Origin of the sequence: Mycobacterium asiaticum, from assembly GCF_001673365.1 — a bacterium.
In the GTDB taxonomy this organism is placed as follows: Bacteria; Actinomycetota; Actinomycetes; order Mycobacteriales; family Mycobacteriaceae; genus Mycobacterium; species Mycobacterium asiaticum_A.
Window position 1 is genome coordinate 135,925 of sequence record NZ_LZLS01000097.1, and the last position, 25,423, is coordinate 161,347.

16 protein-coding genes are annotated in these 25,423 nt (G+C 60.9%); 8 read left to right on the top strand and 8 right to left on the bottom strand.

Annotation, left to right across the window (positions count from 1 at the left end):
• Positions 1-184 precede the first annotated feature (184 nt).
• Together A5634_RS11100 and A5634_RS11105 are read left to right on the top strand one after the other, a co-directional pair.
• Positions 185-571, top strand: coding sequence for a type II toxin-antitoxin system VapC family toxin (locus A5634_RS11100; RefSeq protein WP_065144082.1), 387 nt, complete (start codon positions 185-187; stop codon positions 569-571).
• A gap of 57 nt (positions 572-628) precedes the next feature.
• Positions 629-1,609 (top strand): ERCC4 domain-containing protein, encoded by a 981-nt coding sequence (locus A5634_RS11105; RefSeq protein ID WP_065144114.1) that lies wholly within the window; start codon positions 629-631, stop codon positions 1,607-1,609.
• A gap of 4 nt (positions 1,610-1,613) precedes the next feature.
• Here the strand turns inward: A5634_RS11105 and A5634_RS11110 are convergent, their stop codons facing one another.
• Both A5634_RS11110 and A5634_RS27285 read right to left on the bottom strand, forming a co-directional pair.
• Positions 1,614-3,293, bottom strand: coding sequence for a nuclease-related domain-containing DEAD/DEAH box helicase (locus tag A5634_RS11110; RefSeq protein ID WP_065144113.1), 1,680 nt, complete (start codon positions 3,291-3,293; stop codon positions 1,614-1,616).
• A 57-nt stretch (positions 3,294-3,350) separates the two neighbouring features.
• Positions 3,351-3,617: a hypothetical protein gene (locus A5634_RS27285; RefSeq protein WP_081290354.1), complete on the bottom strand. Its 267-nt coding sequence runs from the start codon at positions 3,615-3,617 to the stop codon at positions 3,351-3,353.
• Between the two features lie 228 nt (positions 3,618-3,845).
• On the opposite strand from A5634_RS27285, the gene A5634_RS11120 reads away from it, so the two are divergent.
• From A5634_RS11120 to A5634_RS11140, 5 genes are all read left to right on the top strand, one after another.
• Positions 3,846-8,555 carry a DEAD/DEAH box helicase gene (locus tag A5634_RS11120; RefSeq protein WP_253861549.1) on the top strand — a complete coding sequence of 1,570 codons (4,710 nt, stop codon included), beginning with the start codon at positions 3,846-3,848 and terminating at the stop codon, positions 8,553-8,555.
• Positions 8,545-10,356, top strand: coding sequence for a UvrD-helicase domain-containing protein (locus A5634_RS11125; protein WP_065144084.1), 1,812 nt, complete (start codon positions 8,545-8,547; stop codon positions 10,354-10,356). The genes A5634_RS11120 and A5634_RS11125 overlap by 11 nt, the downstream gene beginning before the upstream one ends.
• 16 nt (positions 10,357-10,372) lie before the next feature.
• On the top strand, positions 10,373-13,576 hold the full coding sequence (locus tag A5634_RS11130) for a helicase-related protein (protein ID WP_065144085.1): 3,204 nt from the start codon (positions 10,373-10,375) through the stop codon (positions 13,574-13,576).
• Positions 13,573-15,303: a DUF1998 domain-containing protein gene (gene drmB, locus A5634_RS11135; protein ID WP_065144086.1), complete on the top strand. Its 1,731-nt coding sequence runs from the start codon at positions 13,573-13,575 to the stop codon at positions 15,301-15,303. The genes A5634_RS11130 and drmB overlap by 4 nt, the downstream gene beginning before the upstream one ends.
• A gap of 161 nt (positions 15,304-15,464) precedes the next feature.
• Entirely contained in the window at positions 15,465-16,235 is a 771-nt protein-coding gene (locus tag A5634_RS11140; protein WP_065144087.1) for an NgoMIV family type II restriction endonuclease, read from the top strand.
• 3 nt (positions 16,236-16,238) lie between these two features.
• On the opposite strand, the gene A5634_RS11145 is transcribed toward A5634_RS11140, so the two are convergent.
• The 6 genes from A5634_RS11145 to A5634_RS11170 all read right to left on the bottom strand — a co-directional run bounded on the left by A5634_RS11145 (position 16,239) and on the right by A5634_RS11170 (position 23,674).
• Positions 16,239-17,315: a DNA cytosine methyltransferase gene (locus A5634_RS11145; protein ID WP_065144088.1), complete on the bottom strand. Its 1,077-nt coding sequence runs from the start codon at positions 17,313-17,315 to the stop codon at positions 16,239-16,241.
• A gap of 61 nt (positions 17,316-17,376) precedes the next feature.
• On the bottom strand, positions 17,377-17,826 hold the full coding sequence (locus A5634_RS11150) for a very short patch repair endonuclease (protein WP_065144089.1): 450 nt from the start codon (positions 17,824-17,826) through the stop codon (positions 17,377-17,379).
• 91 nt (positions 17,827-17,917) lie between these two features.
• The gene (locus A5634_RS11155) at positions 17,918-18,274 is read right to left on the bottom strand and encodes a nitronate monooxygenase (RefSeq protein ID WP_065144090.1); all 357 of its coding nucleotides are present in this window, start codon (positions 18,272-18,274) and stop codon (positions 17,918-17,920) included.
• 34 nt (positions 18,275-18,308) lie between these two features.
• A complete protein-coding gene (locus A5634_RS11160) occupies positions 18,309-20,927 on the bottom strand; it encodes a glycoside hydrolase family 2 protein (protein ID WP_253861550.1) in 2,619 nt (872 codons plus the stop codon).
• Positions 20,928-21,710: 783 nt separating this feature from the next.
• A complete protein-coding gene (locus A5634_RS11165; protein WP_065144117.1) occupies positions 21,711-22,163 on the bottom strand; it encodes a VOC family protein in 453 nt (150 codons plus the stop codon).
• 104 nt (positions 22,164-22,267) lie between these two features.
• Complete coding sequence (locus A5634_RS11170; protein ID WP_065144091.1) at positions 22,268-23,674, bottom strand: WS/DGAT/MGAT family O-acyltransferase; 1,407 nt, start codon at positions 23,672-23,674, stop codon at positions 22,268-22,270.
• A gap of 88 nt (positions 23,675-23,762) precedes the next feature.
• On the opposite strand from A5634_RS11170, the gene A5634_RS11175 reads away from it, so the two are divergent.
• Complete coding sequence (locus tag A5634_RS11175; RefSeq protein WP_065144092.1) at positions 23,763-25,139, top strand: FAD-binding oxidoreductase; 1,377 nt, start codon at positions 23,763-23,765, stop codon at positions 25,137-25,139.
• Positions 25,140-25,423 lie beyond the last annotated feature (284 nt).

The following is a 25,423-nucleotide window of genomic DNA, read 5'->3' on the forward strand; positions in this document are numbered from 1 at the left end:
CCGACCTCGCCCAGAAGCCAGGCGCGCTACTGCGCCGGCTCATCCTAGTGGGTCGTAACGCCCTGGCGCAGAACGAAATTGCGTCCATCAACCAACGCCAGCAAGCAGTAGAGGAGACGAGCGGCGCAATGGCCGGTGTCTTCGGAACGGTCTACCTCAAAGATTTGAGGGAGGACTGGCCCGAATGATCATCCTCGACGCCAGCGTATTGATTGGACATTTCGAGCCCGCCGATGCGCATCATGTTGGCGCGACCGCTCTGCTCAAGGCCCACGCCATGGCCTCGTTCGCCGCTAGCGTCGTCACCCTCGCGGAGGTCTACATTGGCCCCGCCCGAGCCGGCCGAACCGAGCAGCTCGACCGGCTGCTGACACAGTTGCAGGTCGAAAGCCTTGAGCTTCCTGCCGGTGCGGCCCGCCGCCTCGGCGAGCTACGCGCCACTACCAAGCTGAGCATGCCGCACTGTTGTGTGCTTTACAGCGCGGAGCAGCGCAACACCATGGTCGCCACCTTCGATGGCAAACTCGCCGCTCGGGCAGTCGACCTTGGGTTGAGTGTGGCGAAGGTGTGACGTCAGAAGCTGCTGGCATCTGGGCCGCGCATATGGGTAGTGGCAGACTCGGAACTTGTGGCGGAGTTGTTGATTGCGGTCAACCCAGACGGTGAATCCCGGCTGAGGTTTCTGCTGAGGGTTCCGCTGCCCGGCGGTGATCTCCTATTCCGCACCTCGGGGACGTGGCCGCGGGAGAAGGCGTTGTTCGCCTACCCGGTGCCACTGCACGACTGGCCGGACGATGCCGTGATCATCGAACGAGTGCCGCTACGGTCGTGCAGTCGGCGCGGCGCGGCGATCGACGTGATTGCCGATCGGTCCCGGCACAACCGCTCCCAACTCGTGTTCACTCAGGCTCGTGGCCGCGACGTTGTGTTCTGGCAGTCGCCCCGCACCCGCAAGCAGGCGCGCCCGAACGTGCGCACGCCAACCGCCCGCGCCCACGGCATCGAGGAGCTGCACATCGTGGTCGACAGCCACGAGCAGTACGCCTATCGGTTCACGACTCAGCAGGTCCACACGGTTAAGCGGGCGCTGCCGTGCGGGGACTACGGGATCGTCGTCGAGGACCAGCTTGTCGCCAGCGTGGAACGGAAGTCCTTGGCCGATCTGGTCGCCAGCCTCACCGGTGGCAAGTTGCGTTATCAGATTGGCGACCTAGCCGCGTTGCCCCGCGCGGCAGTCGTCGTTGAGGATCGCTACTCGCAGCTGTTCAAGCTCGAATACGTCCGACCCGCAGTGGTCGCCGACGGGCTCGCGGAAGTCCAGATTCGCTGGCCCAACGTGCCCATCGTGTTCTGCGAGACCCGCCAGCTCGCCGAGGAATGGACCTACCGGTTCCTCGCCGCCGCCAACGAGTGGACTAGGACCGAACACGCTGCAGCGCAACGTGTTTCACCGATCAACGTCGACACTACCCATCTGGAGCAGGCGCCCGCCGCGCCGACACCGTCCACCGCCGAAGTCCGGGCTTGGGCTCGCAGCACCGGCTTGGCGGTACCCGATCGCGGGCGTCTTCGCCCCGAGATCTGGGCTGCTTGGAACGACGTGCACTGAACTTCTAGCTCGACGCAATGCCCAACCGTCGAGCCAAATCCGAGCCACCTACCGCGCGGATGAAACTCGGGTCGCCGCAGACCACCAGTTGGTCACGTGCCCGCGAGAGCCCGACATACAGGCGTTCGCGGGACCGGTCGAAGGCTGACTTCTCGTTGACCACAAGCACAACGGCACGCCGTTCGAGTCCTTTGAAACCCAGGACGTGTCCGTAGAAGACTTGGTCGGCATCCCAGAAGCTGTCCCAATAGGCGGCATTGCCGGCCTGTTGGCGCTCGCGCTGTTCGGGGTGTCGGGAACCGGTGGTGAGTAGCGCGACGTCCTCCGGGCGCCATCCCTGGTCGAGTAGTGACTCGACTTCGTCGTCGCCGACGTCCATCGCGTCGTCGTTCTGACAAGCAACGAATTTGACGGCCGGGCCGTCACCGCCGAGAAAGCGCATCGGGTGATCCACGAGTGGCTGGAAAGCGTTGGCGATCTGGCGGGTGTTGCGCAGGTTGTGGTCGAGGACCAACGGGACGAGCGGTACCGGCGGCGAACCGTGCCGGCTGAAGACGCGCTGCCCTTCGTCGGTGAAGACATAAAGGCCGCCGGTTTCGTCGTCTTTGAGTGCTGCCAGCAACGGATCCCACCATGCGTCGGCGAAGTCCTGGGCTTCATCGACGACGATGGAGTCGAATCTTTGGTTGGGCGCGAGTTGTGCTGCAAGATCAGTCATTTGGCGTGGGAGATCGTGTTCCCAGAACTGCACCGTCTCCTCGGTCCGCAGCGACTCGTCGGGGCCCGCGGGTGCACCCCACCGCACACCAAGATCGTGGAACTCGCCGACATAGGCCAGCTGGTGACGGCGACGCCAATGCCCAGTGATCCGCTCCAGATAAGAAGCCAGACCGTGGGAGTAGCAGACCAGGGCTACCCGCTGCCCCTTCACTGAAAGTCTTCTGGCCTGTTCCACCGCGAGGAACGTCTTACCGCTGCCCGCGCCGCCGCGAATCTCCACTCGGTTCAACAGCTGGATAGCGTTGAGGATGACCGACTGGTGCTCGGTGAGCGTGTCGGCGGCGTCCTCGTTCGCCAGCGCGCGGGCGACCACGTTTCGTTGCGGTAATCCCCTGCCGCTCAACGCTGTTGAGAGCTGCTGGATTCCTTTTCGGGTTAGCAGCGGGCGGTCGAGCTGTTGACTGGTGAGGATGTAGGTGAGTTTGTCCACGAGCGCCGGAAGGTCATTGCGGTCGACCACCTTCCAGCGCGGGCACTCCGGTAACGCGAAATCGTTTGGAATCTCGGCATTCGGCAGGACGACGACATGGTCCCACCGAAGTCGTCCCTGGGTCCAGCGGTCGTCGCCTTCCACGAAGGCCCTCAGCGCGTAGCAGGCGTCGCGCGCCTGCCGGACGGGGTTGATCTCGTGATGGTCGTTGTTTCGACGCTGACGCCACGACTTGCCGTCGTGCCAGACCTCGCCACCCTTGACCTCGAGGCAGATGATGCCGGCGCCCTCGATTGCCACGAGGAAGTCGACCTCGTGGTCTTTAAGATGGTCGGTGACGCGTTGGTTCGGGATCAGCAAGCTGCTTGGTAGGAGCTGCCCTCGCAGGGCTTCGTAGACCTTGCGTTCGGCGGCGTTGGCGAGGCGGGGCGTGCTCGACGTCGTCGTCACCAACTGCGATTGGTTATGCCCCATCGCACGATTGAACACAGCGGGTGTGACAGATCTCCAAGGCGTGCTGAACCGCGTCGGCTATGTCCGTTTGACGCGGCTGATCGTGATGTCGGGCGTCGAGCACAGCCGACACGTCAACGGCCGGATTCTGAGCCGCATCTTCGACATCCGTAATGCCTTGTTGCAGAACGGATACGAGCAACCGCAGGACAGCGTGACCCACCAGTCCGCCGAATGGTCTGCCTCGTCGCAGAACTTCCGGCAGATGCACGGAATATCGGTGTCGAAATCCAGCGTCGACAGGATGTCGAGCTCTGGTAACAGCAAGCACTCCCCGGTTGTCACGTGTAGAAGGGTAAAGCTGTAGTTGAGGGTTTTGAGTTAGGCGCGCTGCGCGTCGATGTGGCGCTTTGCGCCTGGCATAGCGGTTACCGCGCCGTGGCGGCTCGCGGATGCAACCGCCGCAACGCAGCCCCAGGATTTTTGACAGAGGTGAGTGGTAGAAACTCGGTGCAGTTGATGTGAGCTCGGTAACAATGAGTCACGACGTCACAAATGGAGGGAGGCATCGTAGTGGCCGAGGGGTGGACGGACCCAGACCGTGCGCTGGAAGGACTCGTTAACGAATTCCGCGACAAATGCATTCGGGTCTATAAGGAAGATCCCAATCGGGTCGAGGAAGATGCGGGCAAAGAGCGCGGGATCGCTGAGGGCGGTTACGGACGGAAACAAATCCAGGAGCTCGTTCAAAATGCTGCCGATGCGCTCCAAGGCGCACCGGGCAGAATCCAGGTCAACCTGACTGATCACGCGCTGTATGTGGCGAACGAAGGCAACCCTTTTCAGGACACAGGTGTTCGAGCCCTGCTGTATACGCACTTGTCTAATAAAACGGGCAACGAAATCGGCCGATTCGGGCTGGGTTTCAAATCGATCAGCGGTATCTCCGACTGTCCACAGATCTTCAGCCGTTCGGTCGCATTCGAATTCAGTCGCACGCAATCGGCGGAACGGTTGTCCGTTGAACTCGAACGCCACTATCAGCCGGACGAAGTCCCTGCCTTGCGGCTCGCCTGGACGCTAAACGCCGCCCTCGAGCTGCGGGGCGATGCTGTCCTCGCAGATCTGGCCGCCTGGGCCACGACGGTTGTAAAGGTGCCGCTGAAAGTGGGTACGGCAGAGCAGCTGTCGGCCGAGATCGATGAGTTTGATGAGTCCTTCAATCTGTTTGCCCCTCACGTGCGGATCCTTGACCTCGTCGACGCTGTCGCCAGCCGAGAACGTCATTTCAAGGCCGCCAAAAAGGGAAATCGCGTCATGCTAACCACCGAGGACGGTGACCGCGAGTGGTTAGTGGTGTCAACCACGCACGATCCCTCCCCGACGGCATTGGAATCGGCCGGGCATGCAGCTCGGCGCGAATCAGTAGCGGTGAGCTGGGCATTGCCACTGACAGGCGGAGTGGGTCTGGGCCAGCTTTCTGCATTTTTCCCGGTGAAGTCGGGTCTGACACTGAGCGGTCGTGTCAATGCGCCGTGGAAATTGTCAGACGACCGCATCAACATCATCGAATGTCATTTCAACTACGAGATCCTTACTGAGGTAGTCCCGCAGCTGGTGGTTGCTGCTCGACGGGATCTGATTGCGGGCGGAGCGTTTGGCAGGTACATCGATGTTCTGCCCGCCCGAGGAAAGGAGTCCCGCAGTTGGGCCGATAAAGTTTTGAACGAGCCCGTGTTTCAAGCGTTGCGAGCCTCTCGATGCTTGCCGGACCTGGATGGTGACCTCCGGGCGCCCAGTTCGCTACAACGCATTCCAGACGATGTCGCCGAACTTGCGGATAGGTGGTTGGCGGTCACGGGAAGTCGTGGAGCGTGGGTACACCCGGACTGCACCACAAGCACGGAGCGCCGGTCCAAGGTTGACCGTCTGTTGCAGGAAGATGATCGCATCAAGCCGGCAGGACGTGTCCTTCATTGGCTCCAATCTGTCGTAGTTGATCCGCGCCCTGCCCAGTCCGCGGCGGCGATCGAACTCGCTGCAATGCTGGCGCGCAAAGGCGGCAACACAGAAATGGACGTGCGAGACGCCCGGATCATTTTGTTGGAGAACGGATCGCTTGCGCAACCCGTTCGTGGTCGATGCTTCTTGCGAACGAGCGCGCTTCAGAACGGCACCTCTTTTGTCGCCGAGACTGTCTCGGCACGTCCTGCAACCGTTGATGCAATGAAGTTCCTAGGCATTACCGCCTTCGAAGACGGTGGCGAGATGCTGCAGCTACTCACGGAACTAAGGCGCACCGGAAAGGCCGATTGGGAAGAATTATGGATCGCGATGCGCGGCTCCGGCGCTCAGCTTGTGCACGAGGCGTTTGAGGGTGTGCTCGACGGGCACGCGGCGCAAGTGGTCCAGGTGCGAAATGGCCACGGACGCTGGGTGTTGCCTGAGGGCTTGTACTTCGCTGGTGAATGTCTGAAACCCTTGAAAGAGGACGGGACTCACCTCGTCGACGTTGACTATCACGCTGGCGACCACGAGATCCTGTATCTCCTGGGTGTACGGTCGCGACCAGCACGCTCGCCTGCAGGCGCAAGGGAGAAGTGGGTGGCGCGGTATCAAAGGACAGTCCGCGAGCTCGTCGGCGAGGAATTAAAACTCGGCATCCAAGCCCGCCAGAATATCGAGGTAGCGGGTATCGATTCGGTTCTCGGGCCCCTGGCATGTTTGCCAGACCTCAGCGTCATGAACAGGGCGGCCCTGACCGTCGCTGTTATAAATGCCGTCGACGTTGCGCTGGTGCGGGTGAGCCATCCCAGTGTTCTGAAGAAAGCCAAATATGTTGCGCCAGAGCTCTGGTGGGTGCGACAGCATGGGCTGTTGCCCACCACACTGGGTGTTGTGCCGGTGGCCGCTGCTTTCGTCGCGGAGGTACCAGATGTGCCCGAGGGCCTTCTGCCGTGCGTGAGTCAAGTAGTGCTAAGTTCCGATGCGGAACGGGTGTTAGGTCTCCGGCGGGAGATCGGAGAGCTTGATCCTTCTGGGTTCGATTCGCTTGTACAGATTCATATCAGTCGCAACGACATTGCACGCGTGGGTCAGGCTTACGCGCGTTGGTGTTGGACGCATCAAGAAGTCGATCCTCCGGAGCAAGTGTGGGTGCGCCGCGACACTGACTGGATCGCGGCGGATCGGACGGGAGTCGCTGTTGTCCACAGCAAGGATGCTTATGAAGAACTCGATGAGTTCGGAATACCTTGTTTACTCGTCGACACCATTGAGTACGTTCACGTGCTCAGCACGTTGTGGAGTTGTCTTGAGGGCCGTGGACTTCCCGTCACTTACTCCTATGAAACAAGTGCGGAACCGGAGCTGCTTACCGATGTGTTCCCGATGCTGGACGTGCTTCCCGACGCTCACGAGCTCGATAACCTCACCCTGCAGAAGTGCCTGTCTATCAGTAAGGTCGCCGCCGTGCCGGGCCAGCCTGCGGCACAGGTGGTTTGCCAAAGCGGCCGTGAGGCGAACACAGTCTTAGTGACGGGCAACACAGACCGCGAAGTCTTGAGGCAAACGCTCCAATGTTTGCTCTACGACAGCTCCGACCGCCACGTCGACCTCCTGCTCAAGGATATGGAGCAGCGTCGTAACTCGGCACGTATCAGAGCCATCAGGAACGCATCCTCAGATGCCGAACGCCTACTCATGTTTGCGGGTGAGAAGCGCCTGAGGACGCTGGTCCCTAAAGACGCGCTCACCTATCTAGTCAACGACGGAATGGTCGAGCCGCACGGTCTCGACCTCGCCAAACTCTGCGTGACGATGTTGGGTGTTCGCGCACTGGAACGCGTATGCAAGGTCGACCCGCGCGGACTGCCGGTTCCCGCTCCGTCGACGTGGGTGGGTTCCTACAACACTCGAGAGTGGGTGAAGCGGCTCGGTTTTGGTGATGAATGGGCGGGCCAGAAGGCCAAGCGACGGAACAAGCCGACGGAATATATCGACGGTCCCACGCAGCTCGATGCCCTGCACGACTATCAACGGGTCGTATCACAGCGCCTCAGCAACCTACTGCGCGGCATAGGGCCCACGCGAGGGATTATTTCGCTTCCGACGGGAGCCGGAAAGACGAGGGTGGCAGTACAGACCGTCATCCAGTCAATTCGTGACGGCAGCCTCGACGAATTTGCCCATGGATCATCTTTCTTCGGCCCGATCCTGTGGCTGGCCGACGGAGAAGAATTGTGCGAACAGGCGATCGATGCATGGTCATATCTCTGGCGGGCGCTGGGCCGCCAGGACACACAGTTGATCCTCAGCCGATTCTGGTCGAACTACGAAATGGAGGAGGAATCCGCAGGCGTCCAGGTCGTAGTGGCGACGTGGCACAAAATCAAGGCCCGCGCCGTGGGCAAGAAGGCGTTTGCCTGGTTGGCCGAGGCTCCTATCGTGATCATCGACGAGGCGCACGGCGCCTACACTCCCTCGTACACAACGATCCTCGAGTGGCTCGGGCGCGGTACCCGGCAGCGAGAAAAGCCATTGATCGGGCTGACGGCAACGCCCTTCCGGGGACGCCGCGACAGTGCGGAAACCGAGCGCCTCCTGACTCGGTTCGGCGACAACCGTCTGGACGAAGGGGTATTCGGCAACGAATTGCCGCAAGTCAGGCTGCAGCGCGACCGCGTCCTTGCGCGGGCCAGCCTCGAGATTCTTGGTGGTGTGTCCATAAAGCTGTCAGATCACGAACTCCAAGAGTTCAAGTCAATGGGCTGGCTTTCCAAAAGTGCCGAAATCAGAATCGGTCGGGATGAAGACCGCACCCGTACGATCGTTGATTCGGTCCTGAGCAAGCCGGAACACTGGCAGATTGTGGTCTTCGCTGCCTCGGTTGAAAATGCCCAGACGCTGGCCACTCTGCTCACCCTGCACGGGCGTCCGGCAGCCTCGATCGACCAGGACACCAGTCCGGAGGACCGCCGCGTCGCGATCGAGAGATTCAAGTCGGGTGATTTGAAAGTCTTGACGAACTATGCGGTCTTGTCGCAGGGCTTCGACGCTCCGAAGACGGATGCTGTCTACATCACCCGTCCGACAAGCAGCGAGGTGCGGTACCTACAAATGGTTGGTCGCGGTCTTCGCGGACCGAAGAACGGTGGTACCGAGGAGGTTCTGATCGTCAACATGCTCGACAACATTGTCGAGTTCGGTGACAGCATCCAGTTTCAAACAGTGAAAGATATCTTCGAGGCAGAACGCGATATGGAGTCGGCTCATGTCGGGTAACAGCCGGCAAGGGATCGAGCTCAACGAACACCAACTCGAGGTCGTCGAGGCGCCGTGCGACGCACGCGTGCTGGTGATAGCAGGAGCAGGCCAAGGTAAGACCGAGGTGGTGGTCAGCCGAATAGACAGTCTGGTCCAGAACGAGGGATTGACTGCCTCCGAAGAAATCCTGGTCCTGAGCTTTTCTCGAGCGGCGGTATCGGCAGTTCGGAGCCGGCTCGACGCGAGAGACGTTGCCCTGGCCAATGTCCGAACATTCGACTCGTTCGCTAGTATCTTGCTGCTCGGAGCGGATGTACAACCCGAGGGCAGTTTCGATGCCCGTATTCGACGCGCGACGCGGCTTCTGAAGGAGGCGGACGAAGCGCCTGACGAGCTCAAGCCTCTACTTCATGTCGTGCTGGATGAGGTACAGGATCTGGTCGGAGACCGAGCGGATTTCGTCATCGCGATTCTGAGATGTCTCGATGAGGAAGCGGGCATCACCGCCCTGGGCGACCCCTTGCAAGGCGTGTACGACTTCCAACTCGACGATTCACGCAGCAAGACCTCCGCCAACGATGTCTTCACCGAGCTGACCGGTTCCTTCGGATGCGAGACAGTTGGATTAGGCCAAAACTACCGGGCCAGAGGAAAATTCCCGAAGCAGGTTGTCTCGCTGGGTGATCAGCTCCGGTCGACTCACAATGGCGGTGAAGCGCAGCGGCTGCTCGAGGACCTGATTCTGGATATCCCGGATCGGGGTGAGATCGCAGAATGGTACGACCTCGTCACACCGGCGGACGGCAAGCGAACAGCTGTGCTTTGCACGACCAACGCGGATGTGCTTCGAGTATCGCGCTACCTGAACGAGAAGTCGGTCGCGCATGCCGTCCGCCGGCAGGCGCAAGATTTCGGTGCGGCGCGTTGGATAGCCGGAGCGCTGGGTCCTTTACCCGGTCCACGGGAACGACGGTCGGAGGTCGAAGCGGCCCTCCAACGGATGCTTGCCGAAGCTGAAGTGGAACAGAAGTGGAAGGAGCTGAAGTCTGCGGAGGGGCGCACAAGGAATCATGACTCGTTGGACCTGCTTCGAATGGGCAGCCTCGTAAAGGCGCGGGCGCTGCCCCTTCCGCTCACCGAGCCCGATCACAGTTCAGTGATCGTGTCGACAATCCATCGGGCCAAGGGTCTGGAGTTCGATTGTGTCTTCATCGTCGAGCCCACCTGGTTGCCTGAGGGCGAAGCCAGCTGGACCAGGGTGCGTCGGGAGTACGTGGCATTGAGTCGCGCGCGCGATCAGATCTACAGCTGCAGGCTGCCCCAATCCAAAACGATGATTACGGCCGATGATCGGCTGGGACGCTTCAAGGAAGAGGCCTGGAGGAGGAAAAGGCGTGGCTCGTGGACGAAGTCGTTCGAGTTCCTCTATGGCGATGTGGAAACCGCCTATCCTGCCTCGTCATACGCCGTTGACGCCCTGCACATACAGCAGACGCTGCAGTCGCTGGACCAACTTGGTATGAGGGTCTATGCAGAACTCGACGAATCCGAGTCCACGCCCGAATCCCCGTCGTATCTTCTTATGACGCAAGATCAGCAGCCCCTGGGGCGTACCAGCCCCGCCTTTAACCTTGCCTTTCAGAAGACCTTCGGTTGGTTGAAGAGCCGTCCGACAGTCATTGACGGTCTGTCTCTGGTGTCAGTGGAGACCGTTGCAGGCGACTACCGGGAATCCGAGAGGGCCGGCGTCGGAAGCTCCGGTTTCTGGCTGGTACCGCGGATAACAGGCCTGGCGCGCCCCGACTTGAACACAACTTAGGAGTTGCAGCACCGCGATGGCGAATCTTGTTGAGCAGTACGGTTTTCGCGACGACGTTGTCGAGGAATTGGTCAAGGACCTCGTCGGACCGGCAGAGGGCGCGGACGAGATCATCACCGATCTTCCGCTGGACCGGTACATCGCGGGTGTGCTCTGGCCGGCAGACGATCTGCTGCAGGAGGCGCCGGAGCCTGATAGCGGTGAAGCAGAGGAGTACGATTCCGGCGACAGCCCGATATCCCAGGCCCTGATGCGCTACCCGACGTCAATGGGTATCACCTTTTCCGTTGACCTCGCGAAGGCTTCGTCCGTGCAGATCGCAGTCGATGCAGCCAAATACGTTCCCTCCGGAAAAATGGACAGTGGCGAGACGTCCGGTTCTGAGCGACCAGCCCGGCGCAAGCAAAGGGCGAAACCGGACTCATGGATTCGTCACCCGCAAGTCGTAGACCCCATCGAATGGGATGTCAGCACGCCAGGGGCGAAGAAGATTGACGTTGTATCCGGCCTTCAGCTGTACGTGTACGCCCGACTGCCGAAGAACGGGCGTGTGGCAGTGTCGGTTGCACTGCGCAATACGCAGGTACCACCTAGAGGTGAACTGCGCGATGCATATGCCTGGTTCCAGGTGGGTGTCGAGGTGCAGTCATCTGCCCAATCCATCGTGGACCGATCTTCCTACGGTGTGCTAAGTGATGATGCCGACTTGCGCTCGGCTGCACTGCTGTACCGCAATGCGCGGGTCTTCGCGATCGGACACGGCTGCGCCGCCATCTGGGATCGCGACGGGACTTCCTCTCACGTCGAACGAGTGGCATCGACCTTCATCCCCCGGCAGGAAATATTTAGGGCGAAACCCGGTGGCGTAAGCGAGGATATCGACCTTCGAATGTCGTTTCTGAGCAACGCAACCGACGAGGAACTGGCAACGAATCTCGGTCGATTGGTCACCGAATACCGCGAATGGATCGACCGGTTGACTACGAACGTTCAGAATGGCGAGGCGCACGTCGAGGACGGGCTGAAGGCCGTTGCCGACGAACATGTCTCACGTGCCCGAGGTGCCGCCGAACGTATACAGAACGGCATCAATCTGATCGTAACCGATCGAGATGCCGGCCGTGCCTTCCGCCTCGCTAATGCCGCCATGCAGCTGCAGCGAGCACGCCAAGACTGGGTGCGGAGCGGTGCAGTTGGTGTGGTCGGCGATGGCGTTCAACAAAGCTGGAGGCCGTTCCAGATTGCTTACATTCTGTTGAACCTGCCGGGTCTCGCAGACCCTAACCACGAAGACCGCGACATCGCAGATCTGCTTTGGTTTCCGACAGGGGGTGGTAAGACCGAGGCCTACCTCGGATTGGTTGCGTTCACGATCTTCCATCGCAGGCTGAAGGATCCCGAAACACTCGGTGTCGCGGTCATTATGCGGTACACCTTGCGGCTGTTGACAATTCAACAGTTCGAGCGCGCGACTATGCTGCTCTGTTCGCTCGAGCGGTTGCGGCAGCGTGAGAACGACCTAGGGCACCGACCGTTCTCAATCGGTCTCTGGGTCGGCCAAGGAGCAACCCCGAACACTCTATTGGAAGCACGCAAATCTCTCCGAGACATCGCCGACGGCAGGGAGCTCAACGAGAAGAACCCCGTCCAGTTGACGCAGTGCCCTTGGTGTGGTCAGGACTTGAACGAAAGTCATTATTCAGTAGTCAAGTCGCCCGACGAGCGACTCAGAATCGCATGCGGGAATGGTTCCTGTGACTTCAGAGACGGCCTGCCTGCCTATCTTGTCGATCAAGATATTTATCGTGTTCGTCCCGAATTGGTGCTTGGTACCGTAGATAAGTTTGCACAAATGACGTGGCGCGAAGAAGTGCGGAACTTGTTCGCGCGCGACGGAATTGGTACGCCACCCTCTCTGATTATTCAGGACGAGCTGCACCTGATCTCGGGGCCGCTCGGTTCAATCGTCGGGCTCTACGAAGCCGCAATCGATGCTGCCTGCGGCCAATTGACCTCCGAAGGTGTTCGTGGCCGGCCGAAGGTGATAGCCTCCACGGCGACCATCCGCCGTGCCGACCGTCAGATTCGTGCAGTCTTCGACCGTCGTGCACAGCAGTTCCCACCTCCGGGCATAGATCCCGATCAATCGTTCTTCGCCGAACCCGCCCCTCGCGAACAATTCGGGACTCGCGAGTACGTCGGGGTGATGGCGCCAGGAACCAGTCACGCCACGCTGATGGTCAGGGTCTACGCCGCCATATTGCAGGCCGCCCACGATTTGGCGGCGAGTCCCGAGACCAGGGATCCATATTGGACGCTCCTCGGATATTTCAACAGCCTTCGAGTACTAGGGAGCGCGAATCTCCAAGTGGAGGGCGACGTCCGGGACAGGCTGCAATTGGTCGCCCGTCGCAAGCAGGCGTCGCCGCGTGACCTGCGGCCACCGGTCGAATTGACGAGTCGCGTACCTTCGGCGGACATCCCCCGCACGCTCAAGAGCCTCGAGAAGGCTTTCGCCTCGGGCTCAGCGAATGACGTAGTCCTGGCGACCAACATGATCTCCGTCGGGGTCGATATCGACAGGCTCGGGTTGATGGCCGTGATGGGTCAACCTCAATCGAGCGCCGAGTACATCCAGGCGACCAGTCGCGTCGGACGCCAGCATCCTGGTCTGGTTGTCACCATTTTCAACTCAGCGCGTTCGCGCGACAGGTCGCACTATGAGAACTTCGTCCCGTATCACCAAGCGTTGTACCGCGCCGTTGAGGCCACTAGCGCGACACCGTTCGCCGCTCGCGCCCGCGATCGGGCCCTGCACGGAGTGCTTGTTTCCCTCGCCCGCCTCTTGGTGAATGACCTTGCATCCAACGGCTCGGCCCACAAGGCCACTGTTCGATACGACGAAATCACCCAGTTGGCTGAGTTTTTGGAGCAGCGCGCACAGGCTGTCACCGATCCGGAGGAAGCTGAGGACACAAAAAATCAACTGGGCGCTCTCCTCGAGGTGTGGGCCGAGGCTGCTGAATCTCGGCCGGACATGCAGTACAGAAATAGTCGCGACTACGACGATTCGCTCCTCGTGCCCTCAGACGTGGCTTTGACGGACGAAGACATCGAGTACTCGACTCGAGACGCGCCGTGGCCCACCTTGCAGAGCATGCGGGACGTCGATGCCGAGAGTGCCCTTTTCCAGATCTCGGCGAGAAAGGTGGCACGATGAATGCGGCGAAAGCTCGGCGCAGCCAGTTGCTGAGTACATATGGCGTGGGAGGGTTGTTCCCAGCTGAATCAACAAGTTTCATGATCGCTGGCCTTCACGAATGGAACGTTGATCGGGCTGAGCACATCTCCGAGCCGCGACTGGCCAGGGCCCTCGGTGTAACTGAACTCAAGGCGCCGCCGGCCGGAGGCAAGCGGGATGTGCCCGTCATCCGCTACCCGTTCACGCAGGTGTGCCCCAAGTGCCGACGTATTGGTCCGCTCTCGAAGTTGTCGAAGGACAACGATGCCAAGTGCAAGGTCGATAAGGTCGATCTGAGCCCGTTCAGGCTGATGGCTGCATGCCGCAACGGGCACGTCAGCGAATTTCCTGTTTACTGGTGGCTGCACAAGGGGCAGCAGGACCGGATCCGTGGCGATGAGCACGAGATGAAACTCAACGTGCTCGGGCGAACGTCTTCTCTAGGTGACCTGACATTGTCATGCACGTGCGGTGTCGAGAGCCGCAGCCTCGACGGTGCGATCGGCGCAGGATCCCTCATAGATTTCGGCAAATGCACCGGGTTGCGGCCTTGGCTCGGACTCGACACGAACGAAGACTGCGACCAGTATCCGCGCGCGGTCCAACGCGGCGCTTCCAACGTGTGGTTTCCTGCCGTGCGGTCGTCAATTTCCATACCGCCTTACTCAGAAGCGCTTGCGAAGTTCGTCGACAAGAACTGGGAAATGGTCAAGGACCCCGATGCCGTGATCCCTCCCGTCCTCGCCGGCCTGGCCGCAATGTCGAAGGGACGCTTCAGCGTCGACCAGATCACCCGCGAGATCGGGCGGCGGCGCGGCGAAGAAGAAGACGACGAAGAAATCTCGGAGGCCAGACTCCGCGTCGACGAATACAAGGCGCTGGTCGAAGGACGTGAAGAGGAAGGCCTCGATTCGGATTTCGTGTGCCTAACTCGCGAGGTCCCCGACGGCTTCGAATCTCTGATCTCCGACGTGCGGAAGGTCACCAGACTGCGAGAAGTACGCGCATTGCAGGGCTTTACCCGTCTCGACGGGGCACCTGATCCGTCCGGCCCAGGGCAGAAACTGTGTGCCCTCGCACCAACGCACCTGCACTGGCTGCCAGCGATCCAGGTGATCGGTGAGGGTGTATTCCTCGCGTTCCGCCGTAACGCACTCGCGGAGTGGGCTGCGGGCGACTTTGCGCAGGGTAGGGCCCGCGCACTTCAGAAGGCCGCCGACCGGGCGGCGGCGGACTACGGTCGCACTCCCGCCCCCGTGGATATCGTGAAGGTCGCCGTCCACACCTTGTCGCACATCATCATTGACCAGTTGTCTCTCGACGCTGGATACCCGGCCGCCGCGCTTCGGGAACGACTGTTCGTGGACGAGAAGATGGCCGGGCTGCTTGTCTACACGGCAAGTTCTGACTCGGCGGGCAGTCTGGGCGGGGTTGCGTCCAGGGCTGAGACAGAACACCTCGGGGCGGCACTCCGAGAAGGACTGCAACGCCTGTCGTGGTGCTCGTCCGACCCGGTGTGCATCGAGTCGTCGGGCGCCGGCGCCGACGGGCTCAATCTCGCAGCATGTCACGCGTGCGTGCTCGCGCCGGAGACATCGTGTGAAATGAACAACTCCTTCCTGGACCGGGCTCTGCTTTTCGGCACCCACGACGAAGGCTGGGAGGACGCGGGATTGTTCAGCGACATCGTCGAGAAGGCGCGCTGAATTCATCAGAAAGAATGGGCGGCGACACCCATGCAGCAACGCGGCGCGCCGGTAATCGACGTCGACGGCTGGCTGGCTGGCTGGGTTCATCCGCGGGGACGTGCCTCACACTCGGCAATACTAATCTTGGGTATGTGCCTCATCGAAGAGTCCCCAGACCGTTGAACGCGTCGTTCGCGGCCGATTTACTCGGTTGGAAAAGGAAGCAGCGAAGTGCTGGATTCGTCCCAAATACTGCGGACGGCAATAATGCCGCCTCAGTCGCCCTGTCCAGCGCAATTCTTGACGAGCTAAATATTAAGCGGGAAGTTGCTTCTGGAGTGAAAAACCCGCAGAGCGGCCGCCCTCTCGAATTGGCGGTTGCGGCCACCCTCAAGTCAGATCTGCCAGCGCTAGACTCGTCACGGCGGTGGGTTGTCAATGAAGCGTCTCGACCGATCACCGAGTTCCTGCAGTACGGCCACCTCAAGAAAGTAGATCAGCTGGTCAAGGAAAATGCGGAGCTGCGGACGACGCTCGGTATGGACTACATCATCAAGCCCGATGTGGTGGTCGGTCTGCCGTCACGCCATCCCGACGAACCGTTGTTTCTACATGCCGCCATTTCGTGTAAGTGGACGATCCGCAGCGATCGCGTGCAGAACATCCGGCATGAGAACAATCAGATGATCCGGCACCGGCGTGAGCGATTGCCGCATTTGGTCACAGTCACCGCCGAGCCGCTACCAAGTCGATTGGCTGCAATTGCCCGCGGCACCGGCGAGGTTGACGCCGTGTACCACATAGCGTTCGGTGCATTGGATGATGCGGTGGTCAATCTGGCTATGAAACAACGAATTTCAGTGGAACAGGTCGATGCCTGGAATGAGGTAACCAGCCAAGGGCGAGTACGGCCATACAGCGATCTCGCCGAGACGCTCGCTCTTTGGTGAACGCTACAGGTACTGATTGAGGTGCGTGGCTAAAGCTCGTGCTAACCCGACTGGTACCGCATTGCCGATCTGCTTGGCAATGCCAATCTTTGTGCCGCACCAGAGGAACTTTTCTGGGAAATCTTGCAGCAAAGCCGCTTCGTAGTGCGTAATTGGCCGATTGACGCGGTGCTTGCCTTCTTCATCCCACTGCGGGTGAAGGTAAGCGCCCTTCTCAGGCTTGAAAAACTCCGTCCGGATAGTGTGGGACGGCATATCCCAGCGCATTCGACCCATCACATCTGTTGTGCCGGTCGGCTTTTCGCGCCAGCACCGAGGAAGTAGGTGGTCCGGTACGTCAAATCGGCCGCCCCCTGGGGGAACATGATCGTATCGCTGTTGAGACAAGAGGGTCGGCGTCCGGCCGAGGTGAATGTCGAGGCCCTTGAACGCGCCGGGGACAAGCTCCCCAAAGAACTCGACCACCGAATCGGGGAGATTCTTCGAAGATGGCTCCTCAGGTACCTTGCCAATGCGCTGCTTGGTTGTCACCCAGCGCTTCATCAAGCCGGATTGTGGCTGTCGGGCGTGCGTTGGTCTAGGCAACTCGATAGGACCGACGCGCGACCCGATCACAATAGTGCGGATTCGACGCTGGCCCACCCCAAAGTCGGCGGCATTGAGGTGCCCGTAGTGAAGTTTGTAGCGGGAGAGACTTCCGTGGTCTGCTTCCGCACGGAGTAGCTCAAATTCAGGCGAACGCATGAAGCGGTCAACGTTTTCGATGACGAACACTTTTGGATTGGCCGTCTTCACGATCCTCAAGTACTCCCGCCACAGCTTATTGCGCGGATCGTTCGCGTCCTTCATCCCGAGATTTGAGAACCCCTGACAAGGCGGCCCCCCGATCACGATGTCGGCTTTCGGGATGTCAAGAGACTTCACATTGGCGATATCCCGCCAAAGTGTGTGGTCCTCACCAAAATTTGCCGCATAGGTTGCCGCTGCGAACAAATCCCACTCGACGGCCAGAACTGGCGAGAACCCCTTAGCAGTAAAACCGCTGGTCATGCCGCCGCAGCCGGCGAACAAATCGATCATGGTGGGCACGTCCGCATCCTACGGCGGATCACCGACAAGCCGCCGCTCGGCGCGCGCAAACCTATGAAACACCCGAGTGACGCCGGTGGTCGACGGCACGCCGCACCTTGTCTGCGGCGACCTCCAGGAGCTCATGCTCCCAGATCCTGACTACAACCCACGCCGCGTCCGACAGCAGGCGGTTCTGTTCAATGTCGCGAGCCGCGTTGCCTTCGAGCTTGTCTTTCCAGAAGCCGGTATTCGTAGCTGGCATGGTGCTGTGCTGTGGACACATGTGCCAGAAGCAACCATCAACGAATACTGCCACCCTCCAACGAGTGAACACTATGTCGGGTCGGATGAGCTTGCCCGAGAGCCGGATCGGACAATCAACACGAAACCGGAAACCCATCCTATGAAGCCGAGATCGAAGTGCAATTTCGGGCGCGGTGTTCAACCGCTTAACCGCAGCCATGTTGCGCGATCGCAAAGCCGACGGAGGAGTGCAGGAAGCGGGCACGCGCGTACTCATATATCCCCAGACTATTAAGAAGTCGTGTGTGGATGCCTGTCAGCCTGCCGTGGTACACCCGCTGATGTCCAATGTCGCATCCGGCCAGTCGCTACCCTCCAATGTGAGGATCAGCAGTCGTTAGGCGTGATGGTTTGACGAAACCTCCACGACAAGGTCGTAGCGAGCCGGCACGGAACGCCCAGAACGTCACGATCACATCGGCGGCAGCGGCCGCCTCCACGTCGCCACGACGCACAAACGGCAGCAACAGGTTCACTGCGATCGGCCGTCCAGTCAGCCTGCGGGCGGCCGCCACCTCGGCGGCGATCGGGGCACGCGCTCCGGCGATCGTTCCCAGTCCACCTGCTTCGGACACGGCCGCGGCGAGTTCGTGACCCGCAATGGTGCCCATCCCAGCCTGAGCGATCGGCACGTCCAGGCTGCGTAGGTCGAAGGCGATAGGCATTGACTACAGGCTACCGACGGCACGCACCAAGCCCCTACTCAACCGCCGCAGTGATCGGCGACGTGTTGTGCCCGCTCACCCGTACCCAGTTCGCCACCGAACCGGAAACGGTTCCCCGGATTTCGACGGTCTCTCCCGGAAACACGGTCACGTAGTTGTCGTCGTACTCCGCGGGCAGGATCTCGTCGCCGTCGCGCGACGACATGATTTCGGCCCGTTCGAAAAACGCAACATTGGGCGTGGGGTTGTGTAACCGGATGGCTACGGTTCCCGGTGTCTGTTGACGATGCGCTGTGACGTCCAGCGGCACGCTCGGCAGGTAGTTCAACGCGGTCATGTCCGCCCAGCTCGCTTGGATTGAGTCAAACGCCCGGTCGTTGTCCGGGTCCCCCACGTCATCGGGTTGTTGCGATTGCCAATACACGTTTTCCGAAATCACTTCGCCGGATGCGCGAGCCAGTTGACAGCGAACGAAGAAGACGGGTGACTTCGCGGCACCGCGGGGTAGCGCCATTGCCTCCGCGACACCACCGGCGCCGACGTTGATGCGGTCTGATGATCCGTCCGCCTGCAGATTGCCCTGCAGGTCGTAGACGCGGACGCGCACACGGAGATCGCCTTCGTCCGAAGGTGATTGGTTGACGACGCTGATGCGGCCCGAGTCGCCAGTGGCATACGAGTCGAACACGACAGAAAGCGGCCGCAGCCCCTTCTTGGCTCCGAAATATGCGCCACCGGGGCGCAGGTAATAGTCGAAGAGCTGCCCGAAGAAGGACGGCCAGGGACTGTTCAGCATCCAATAGATCGTCATCTTGTGGCTGTTCCATCCCATAGCGGCGAACGCCTCGAACTGCGCGCGGACGGCCTCGTATTGAGCCAATTGCGCTTTGGCAGCGAAAATCTCGGCACTGTCGGACGGACCGTAGCGCATGCCAATTGAGCGCTGAGCGCTGAGCAGACCGGCGTTCTTGTACTGCGCGCCGGCGTGAAAAGACCAGGTGTCGTTGATCGGCCACAACTCGTCGGACGGGATGAACCGCTTCAGGCTCGCGAACGGCGGAATCTGTTCATTGTTGCCTTGTTCGGCCGATGCCCCCCAGGTCGCTCCGTAGCGGCGGCTGAACCAGTAGGCGGGCGGGCGCCAGGTATACGGTCCGGCCATATCGATCCCGTCCCACTGCGAAACGCCGTCGCCGTCGCGGGTCTGACGGGAAGCGGTATCGACAACGGCATTCTGCCAATGCAATTCATCGAGAATGGACCGGTATCGACTCCGGATGTCCGCCGGGGGCAACCCGTCACTACCGTTGGCCCAGAGAAACGCCGACGCGTGGCTGCGCAGCAGCTGAATCTGTGAACGCATGCTTTCCATCGCCACCCGGTGATCTTCGGCGTCCCACTGCTCCCACTTCTCCCACTGGTTGCAGCACATCCAACCGGCCATCAGCGGGATACCGAGTTCATCGGCCTTCTCGACAAGGTGTTCGCTGGTGAGCTTGCCTTCAAGCCGGAGCATGTTGAGGCCCAAATCCTTGGCGTAGTGCAGGATTGCGTCTTCGCGGTCAGGGCGATACGTCAAGAGCAGATCGGGCGTGTAAGCAGCGCCGCGCACTGGAAACCTTTTGCCGTTGACTTCCAGATAGAAGTCTCCACCGTCACCGGAGAACGCCTCGTCACGATGCTGTGTGACGGTCCGAATCCCGAAACGCAGTTCGTGGGAGTCGCTGAGTTGCTCGTTGATGCGGAGTTCGAGCCGAAGGGTGTGCAGCTTCGGCTGCCCCATGGTGTACGGCCACCACAAGACCGGATGTTGAAAATTCAACTCCGAGAATTCATCTGGTGCGAAGGTGATCTGCCCGTCCTCGCCGGGAGCGAGGGCGACCTCTTGCTCGACGTGAACCGTGGCATTGTCCGGGCGTGTGATTGTGGCGCGCAGAACCCCTCGGATGCGTTCTGAGGAGTAGTTGTGCACGTCGGCCCGAATCGTCAACCGCGCGCTATCTGCGCTAGGTAGCGAGACTTCCGAATTGACCGATGCCGAGCCGATTCCCGCGACTCCCAATGCTTTCAAGTACACCGGCTTGAAGATGCCGGCGTTGCGGTCGGGAACGAAAGACGTTCCGCGCCGGTCCGAATCACCGTTCGGCGGCGGGATACCGAGGTAATCCCAGTTAATCCAATCGTTCCAGCTGTCGGCCAGCTCGACACCGTCCACATCTTGAAGCGCACGCTCCGGTGTTACCTTCACCGCCAGCACATTTTGCTGCCCAGGTCGAATCAGTTGCGTCACGTCGAACTGGTGATCCACGTACATGCCGACGACCTGCTCGCGGTCGGCAACGAGACGCCCGTTCAACCAGATGTCAGCGCGATAGTTGATGCCCGGAAATCCCAACAGGTAGGTCTTTCGGTCCTTCGGGGCGATGAACTGGGTGCGGTACCACCAGTCACGCTGGTAGAGATCCTGCGGCACTTGGTCGCGGAGATTCTTACCTTCATAAAGATCCCTGTAGACCCCGTTTTCTTGGAGGACCTCCAGCACGGTGGCCGGCATTCGGCGAATTTGGTACCACGCCGCGCTGTCATGGTCCGATACCGACCCCGGCACAGATAATGCCTCACCCTGCATCGAGGCCGAGTCCGCCGCTGCCAACGTCCAATTGTCTACTAACTCAAGTTGCTCCGGTGCTGCCGACCGAACATGAGTGGCAATTGAGGTAGGCGTTGCAGCGCAGAGCGAGAGCGAGGTGAGCGCCAAGAAAACGAAGATCTTGACGGTGACCTTCTGCATGATTTCTTGGCTCCTCAACGCGGACTTCGGCTCATCATGCCGTCGGCCTTCTGCCGTGGCAAACGCGCTGCCGCATCTCAAGCGGTGCAATCGCACGTCGCTGGCGCCACTCGAAGACTGCTCGTTGCGGCACTATCCGGCCGGCGTGAGTTGCATATGCTGGGTCACGCGTGGCGGCCGACCCCCGGACCCGCATATCGGCGTGACGATGCCGGAATCATCTTTGCCCGCAAGAGTGTTCGGATCCCACGTGGCGTAACTGACGTACACCCCGGGTACCCGTGAGCCACCCGGACAGAATGCGTCAGAGTGCCAGAGCAGTGTCCATTGCCCGTCGACCATTCGGGCATTACCAAAGGCGGGACCATCGGGTGTGTTTGCTACCGAAGCGCATCCCTCGCCGCATGGCGTGAAGTACCAATCACTATCAGTGGCCTCTCCCGAATCCGAGGTCACCGTCGAAATGTAGTGCCCGCTCATGGATGATTCTGCCCATGCGGTGCCAGTTGACCCGAAGACCCACCCGACGAACACGGCGGCGGTACCAATAAGTCGTGCAATGGTCATGATCTGCTGTCCTCCCTACCGACTCACGGCGTCCTAGCTTTGCTATAGCACAAAGACGGAGTTGTTGGGCACCCTCGATCACGGTCTCTTCGGCAACACCTTCAGCCACCCGTCCGCGAGCAGTTCCAGCAACTGCCCATCCGGATCCCGAATCATGGCCGACCCGTTCGTCACCGTCCCAGCGACCACCTCTCCCCCGTACTCCGTCACCCGCGCGAGTACACCAGGAACATCAGACACCGAGAACGAAATATGCGTCAACCCAACCTGATCCATCACCCGCTGCCCGCCGGCGTGGACTTCACGTGCCGAATAGTCGATCAGCTCAAGCACGAAGCTATCGCGCACGAGATACGTCGCGTGCACCCCAAGCGGCTCGGGCAACCCCAACAAAGGCGCAGTCCGGTTGTCGGGTGGATCGAGGTCCCACCAGAACTGAAACCCGAGCAGCCCCTCGTAGAACCGCCGCGACCGCTCCCGGTCTCGCACGCACAACCCGACATGGTTGAAAACGACCGGTTGTGAACCCATCAAAACCTCCCGGGCCTCGTGCGCTGACACGCAATGATGGCAAAGATAGGAAGACGGTGTCGAATATCGCCTGAGCAATTGCGGTATGTCGCCCGAAACGCCAACTAGGCCAGCGCTATCGGCGACTTTGCCCCTCGCTTGACCCGCAGCCTGCGGCTGATCTCAAGCAGCCGCGCCACCCCGTCCTCGATTCCGGAGGCGAGCTTATCGATGTCGGGTGCGGCGTCGTAGTCGCCGGTGATGCCGAAGACGAACTGGTCGAAGTAGCTGACCATCGCGATTCCGGTGCGCAGGTGCAGCGCGATCGGCGGAATCGGCAGCACCTCCAACACGCGCCGGCCCAGCAGTTTCTGTTCGCCTCGTGGGCCCGGCACATTGGTCGCCAAAGCGACCACGGCTTTCTGCGGTAACCGGCTCAGCAGCCGAATAGTCCACGCAGAGAGAGCAAATGGCGCCTTTCGGGCCGCCGCAATCATCGCATTGCCGCCTTCGCGCTGCCCACTGCCCTTGGTGCGCAGGAGTCGTTGGTGGACCAACTCCAACTGCGTCACGGGGTCGGCTTCGTCGACGGGCAGCAGCGGCAGCATCGCCGACACCTGGTTGTCGGTCATGTTGAATTTGTCCATCCCGCGTACCGAGACCGGCACCAATGTGCGCAGCGAATCGCGCCCGGGTTGTTCGCCGCGGTCGAGCAGGATCTGTCGGTAACTGGCGGTAATCGCCGCCAGCGCCACATCGTTGAGGGTCACGCCGAACGCCTCGCCGATTTCATGCAAATCCGCCAACCCGACCCGACCCACGCTGAAGCGCCGCCTTGCGGTGACAGAACCGCTCAATGACGTCTCCGGCGCCGAATTCAACAGGCTCACCGTCAGTCCAGCAGCACCCAGTGCGGCGTGTTCGACGCCGGTCACAACACTCGCGGCGCTGTGCGCGAGCGCACTCACCCAACTCAACGGATTGCGGCTCTGCCTGGACCCGCCCGCCTGGGAGTCGTTTTCCTCCTTAGTGGCGCGGATGTCGGTAGCAAAAGAGTCACCGCCACCGTCGTCGCTGAGCTTTGCCATCATCTGTGTGGTCGCGATGCCATCGGCCATGCAGTGGTGCAACTTCGTCAGCACCGCCCACCGGCCATCGCGCAAGCCTTCGATGACGAAGCAGTCCCACAACGGACGCCCCCGGTCCAGGCGACGCTCCATCACATCGGCAACCATCTCGAACAGTTCGGTGTCGCCTCCTGGGTGCGGCAGGGCGAGTCGGTGCAGATGCCGGTCGATGTCGAAGTGTGGGTCATCCACCCATTCCGGGGGGCCGATGTCCAGCGGATGGGTTCGCAGCACCTGCGTGCAGCGCGGGATGCGTTGGATCCGCCCGGTATAGGCAGCGACGAACTCCTCATGGGTGGGCGCGGGCCCTTGCAGGATCGAGACGCCGCCAATCGCCAAGCTCACATGCGGGTCAGAGTCTTCGACTTCTAGGAATGCGGCGTCGAGGGCGGACAGGTGCTCCATAACCGTTTACTATCCGCCCTAATACGTGGGTGGGTGAGAGTCAGAAGTCCTCACCTTGCAGGGTCGAACGCAGGATAGGTTGATGCCGATGAGCGATATGACAGCGCGGTTCGCCGACGTTGTCGGTAGCGATCACCTGCTGACCGGCGATGCGATCCCCGAGGACTACTCCCATGACGAGGAGTTGGCGCTCTCGCCGGTAGCGCCGGCGTATGTCGCCAAGCCGGCCACCGCCGAGGAGGTGGCCGAGCTGCTGAAGGCCGCTTCCGAAAGTGGCGTGCCGGTGACGGCTCGCGGGTCTGGGTGCGGTCTGTCGGGGGCCGCGCGGCCGATCGAAGGCGGGTTGGTGATCGCGTTCGAACGGATGAACAAGGTCATCGAGGTCGACACCACCAACCAGGTCGCAATCGTTCAGCCCGGGGTGACACTGACCGAACTCGACTCCACCACAGACGAATTCGGGTTACGGTACATGGTGTATCCGGGCGAGCTGTCCTCGAGCGTCGGCGGCAACGTCGGCACCAATGCCGGCGGGATGCGCGCGGTCAAATACGGGGTCGCTCGCCACAACGTGCTCGGTTTGCAGGCGGTGTTACCGACGGGCGAGATCATCCGCACCGGAGGCAGGATCGCCAAGGTCTCAACGGGTTACGACCTGACTCAATTGATCGTCGGCTCCGAAGGCACCCTGGCGTTGGCCACCGAGGTGATCGTCAAGTTGCACCCGCACCTGGACCACAGCGCTACCGTGCTGGCTCCCTTCGCCGATCTCGATCAGGTCATGACGGCGGTGCCCGCGGTGTTGGCTAGCGGGTTGGCGCCTTACATCCTCGAGTACATCGACAACGTCACCATGGCCGCCATCGTGCATACTCAGAATCTCGAACTCGGCATTCCCGACCAGGTTCGCGACAGCTGTGCGGCGTATCTCGTTGTGGCACTGGAGAATCGGACCTCGGTCCGATTGGACGAGGATGTCGAGCGCACCGGAGAGCTGTTGGCCGAACTGGGTGCCGCCGACGCGTACGTACTCGAGGGCGGTTCGGCGCGCCGGCTGATCGAGGCGCGCGAGAAAGCGTTCTGGACGGCCAAAGCGATCGGAGCCGACGACATCATCGACACCGTGGTGCCGCGCTCAGCGATGCCGAAATTCCTCGACACCGCAAAGGGTTTAGCGGCCGCAGCCGGTGGAGCAGTCGCAGGTTGCGGACACGCCGGTGACGGCAACGTGCACTTGGCGATCCTGTTGAAGGATACGGATGCGCGCAAGCAGCTCATGACCGATATCTTCGCGCTCGCAATGGAATTGGGCGGTGCAATATCCGGCGAGCACGGGCTGGGCCGCGCCAAGACTTCGTACTACCTCAAATTGGAAGATCCGGCCAAGGTGGCACTGTTGCGGCGCATCAAGCACAGCTTCGACCCGGCCGGCATCCTCAACCCCGGAGTGGTGTTCGGCGAATAGGCACGGATCAACCGTCCACGCTTCGATTTCGCGATGGGTGCGCGACGCACCGCCTCCGGAGGTATGTGTGCACGTGCCCGGCTAATAGCGACAAAGTTCCTGTCGCTCGGAGCCGGGCAAAACGTGCAGTGTCCCCAGCCCCGGCGCGGTCTCCGGACGCATATGTGCACGTGCCCGGCTAATAGCGACAAAGTTTTTGTCGCTCGGAGCCGGGCAAACAGACACCCACCTCCAGACGGTGACGAGAGCAGCTCCCCTACCCGCCCGATGCGTACTGCAACATC

What these genes read in the sequence shown, in the direction of transcription:
- A5634_RS11100 (WP_065144082.1), top strand. Translation starts at nt 185, where the DNA reads ATGATCATCCTCGACGCCAGCGTATTGATTGGACATTTCGAGCCCGCC.
- A5634_RS11110 (WP_065144113.1), bottom strand. Translation starts at nt 3,293, where the DNA reads ATGGGGCATAACCAATCGCAGTTGGTGACGACGACGTCGAGCACGCCC.
- A5634_RS11125 (WP_065144084.1), top strand. Translation starts at nt 8,545, where the DNA reads ATGTCGGGTAACAGCCGGCAAGGGATCGAGCTCAACGAACACCAACTC.
- A5634_RS11130 (WP_065144085.1), top strand. Translation starts at nt 10,373, where the DNA reads ATGGCGAATCTTGTTGAGCAGTACGGTTTTCGCGACGACGTTGTCGAG.
- drmB (WP_065144086.1), top strand. Translation starts at nt 13,573, where the DNA reads ATGAATGCGGCGAAAGCTCGGCGCAGCCAGTTGCTGAGTACATATGGC.
- A5634_RS11145 (WP_065144088.1), bottom strand. Translation starts at nt 17,315, where the DNA reads ATGATCGATTTGTTCGCCGGCTGCGGCGGCATGACCAGCGGTTTTACT.
- A5634_RS11150 (WP_065144089.1), bottom strand. Translation starts at nt 17,826, where the DNA reads ATGAGTACGCGCGTGCCCGCTTCCTGCACTCCTCCGTCGGCTTTGCGA.
- A5634_RS11155 (WP_065144090.1), bottom strand. Translation starts at nt 18,274, where the DNA reads ATGCCTATCGCCTTCGACCTACGCAGCCTGGACGTGCCGATCGCTCAG.
- A5634_RS11165 (WP_065144117.1), bottom strand. Translation starts at nt 22,163, where the DNA reads ATGGGTTCACAACCGGTCGTTTTCAACCATGTCGGGTTGTGCGTGCGA.
- A5634_RS11170 (WP_065144091.1), bottom strand. Translation starts at nt 23,674, where the DNA reads ATGGAGCACCTGTCCGCCCTCGACGCCGCATTCCTAGAAGTCGAAGAC.
- A5634_RS11175 (WP_065144092.1), top strand. Translation starts at nt 23,763, where the DNA reads ATGAGCGATATGACAGCGCGGTTCGCCGACGTTGTCGGTAGCGATCAC.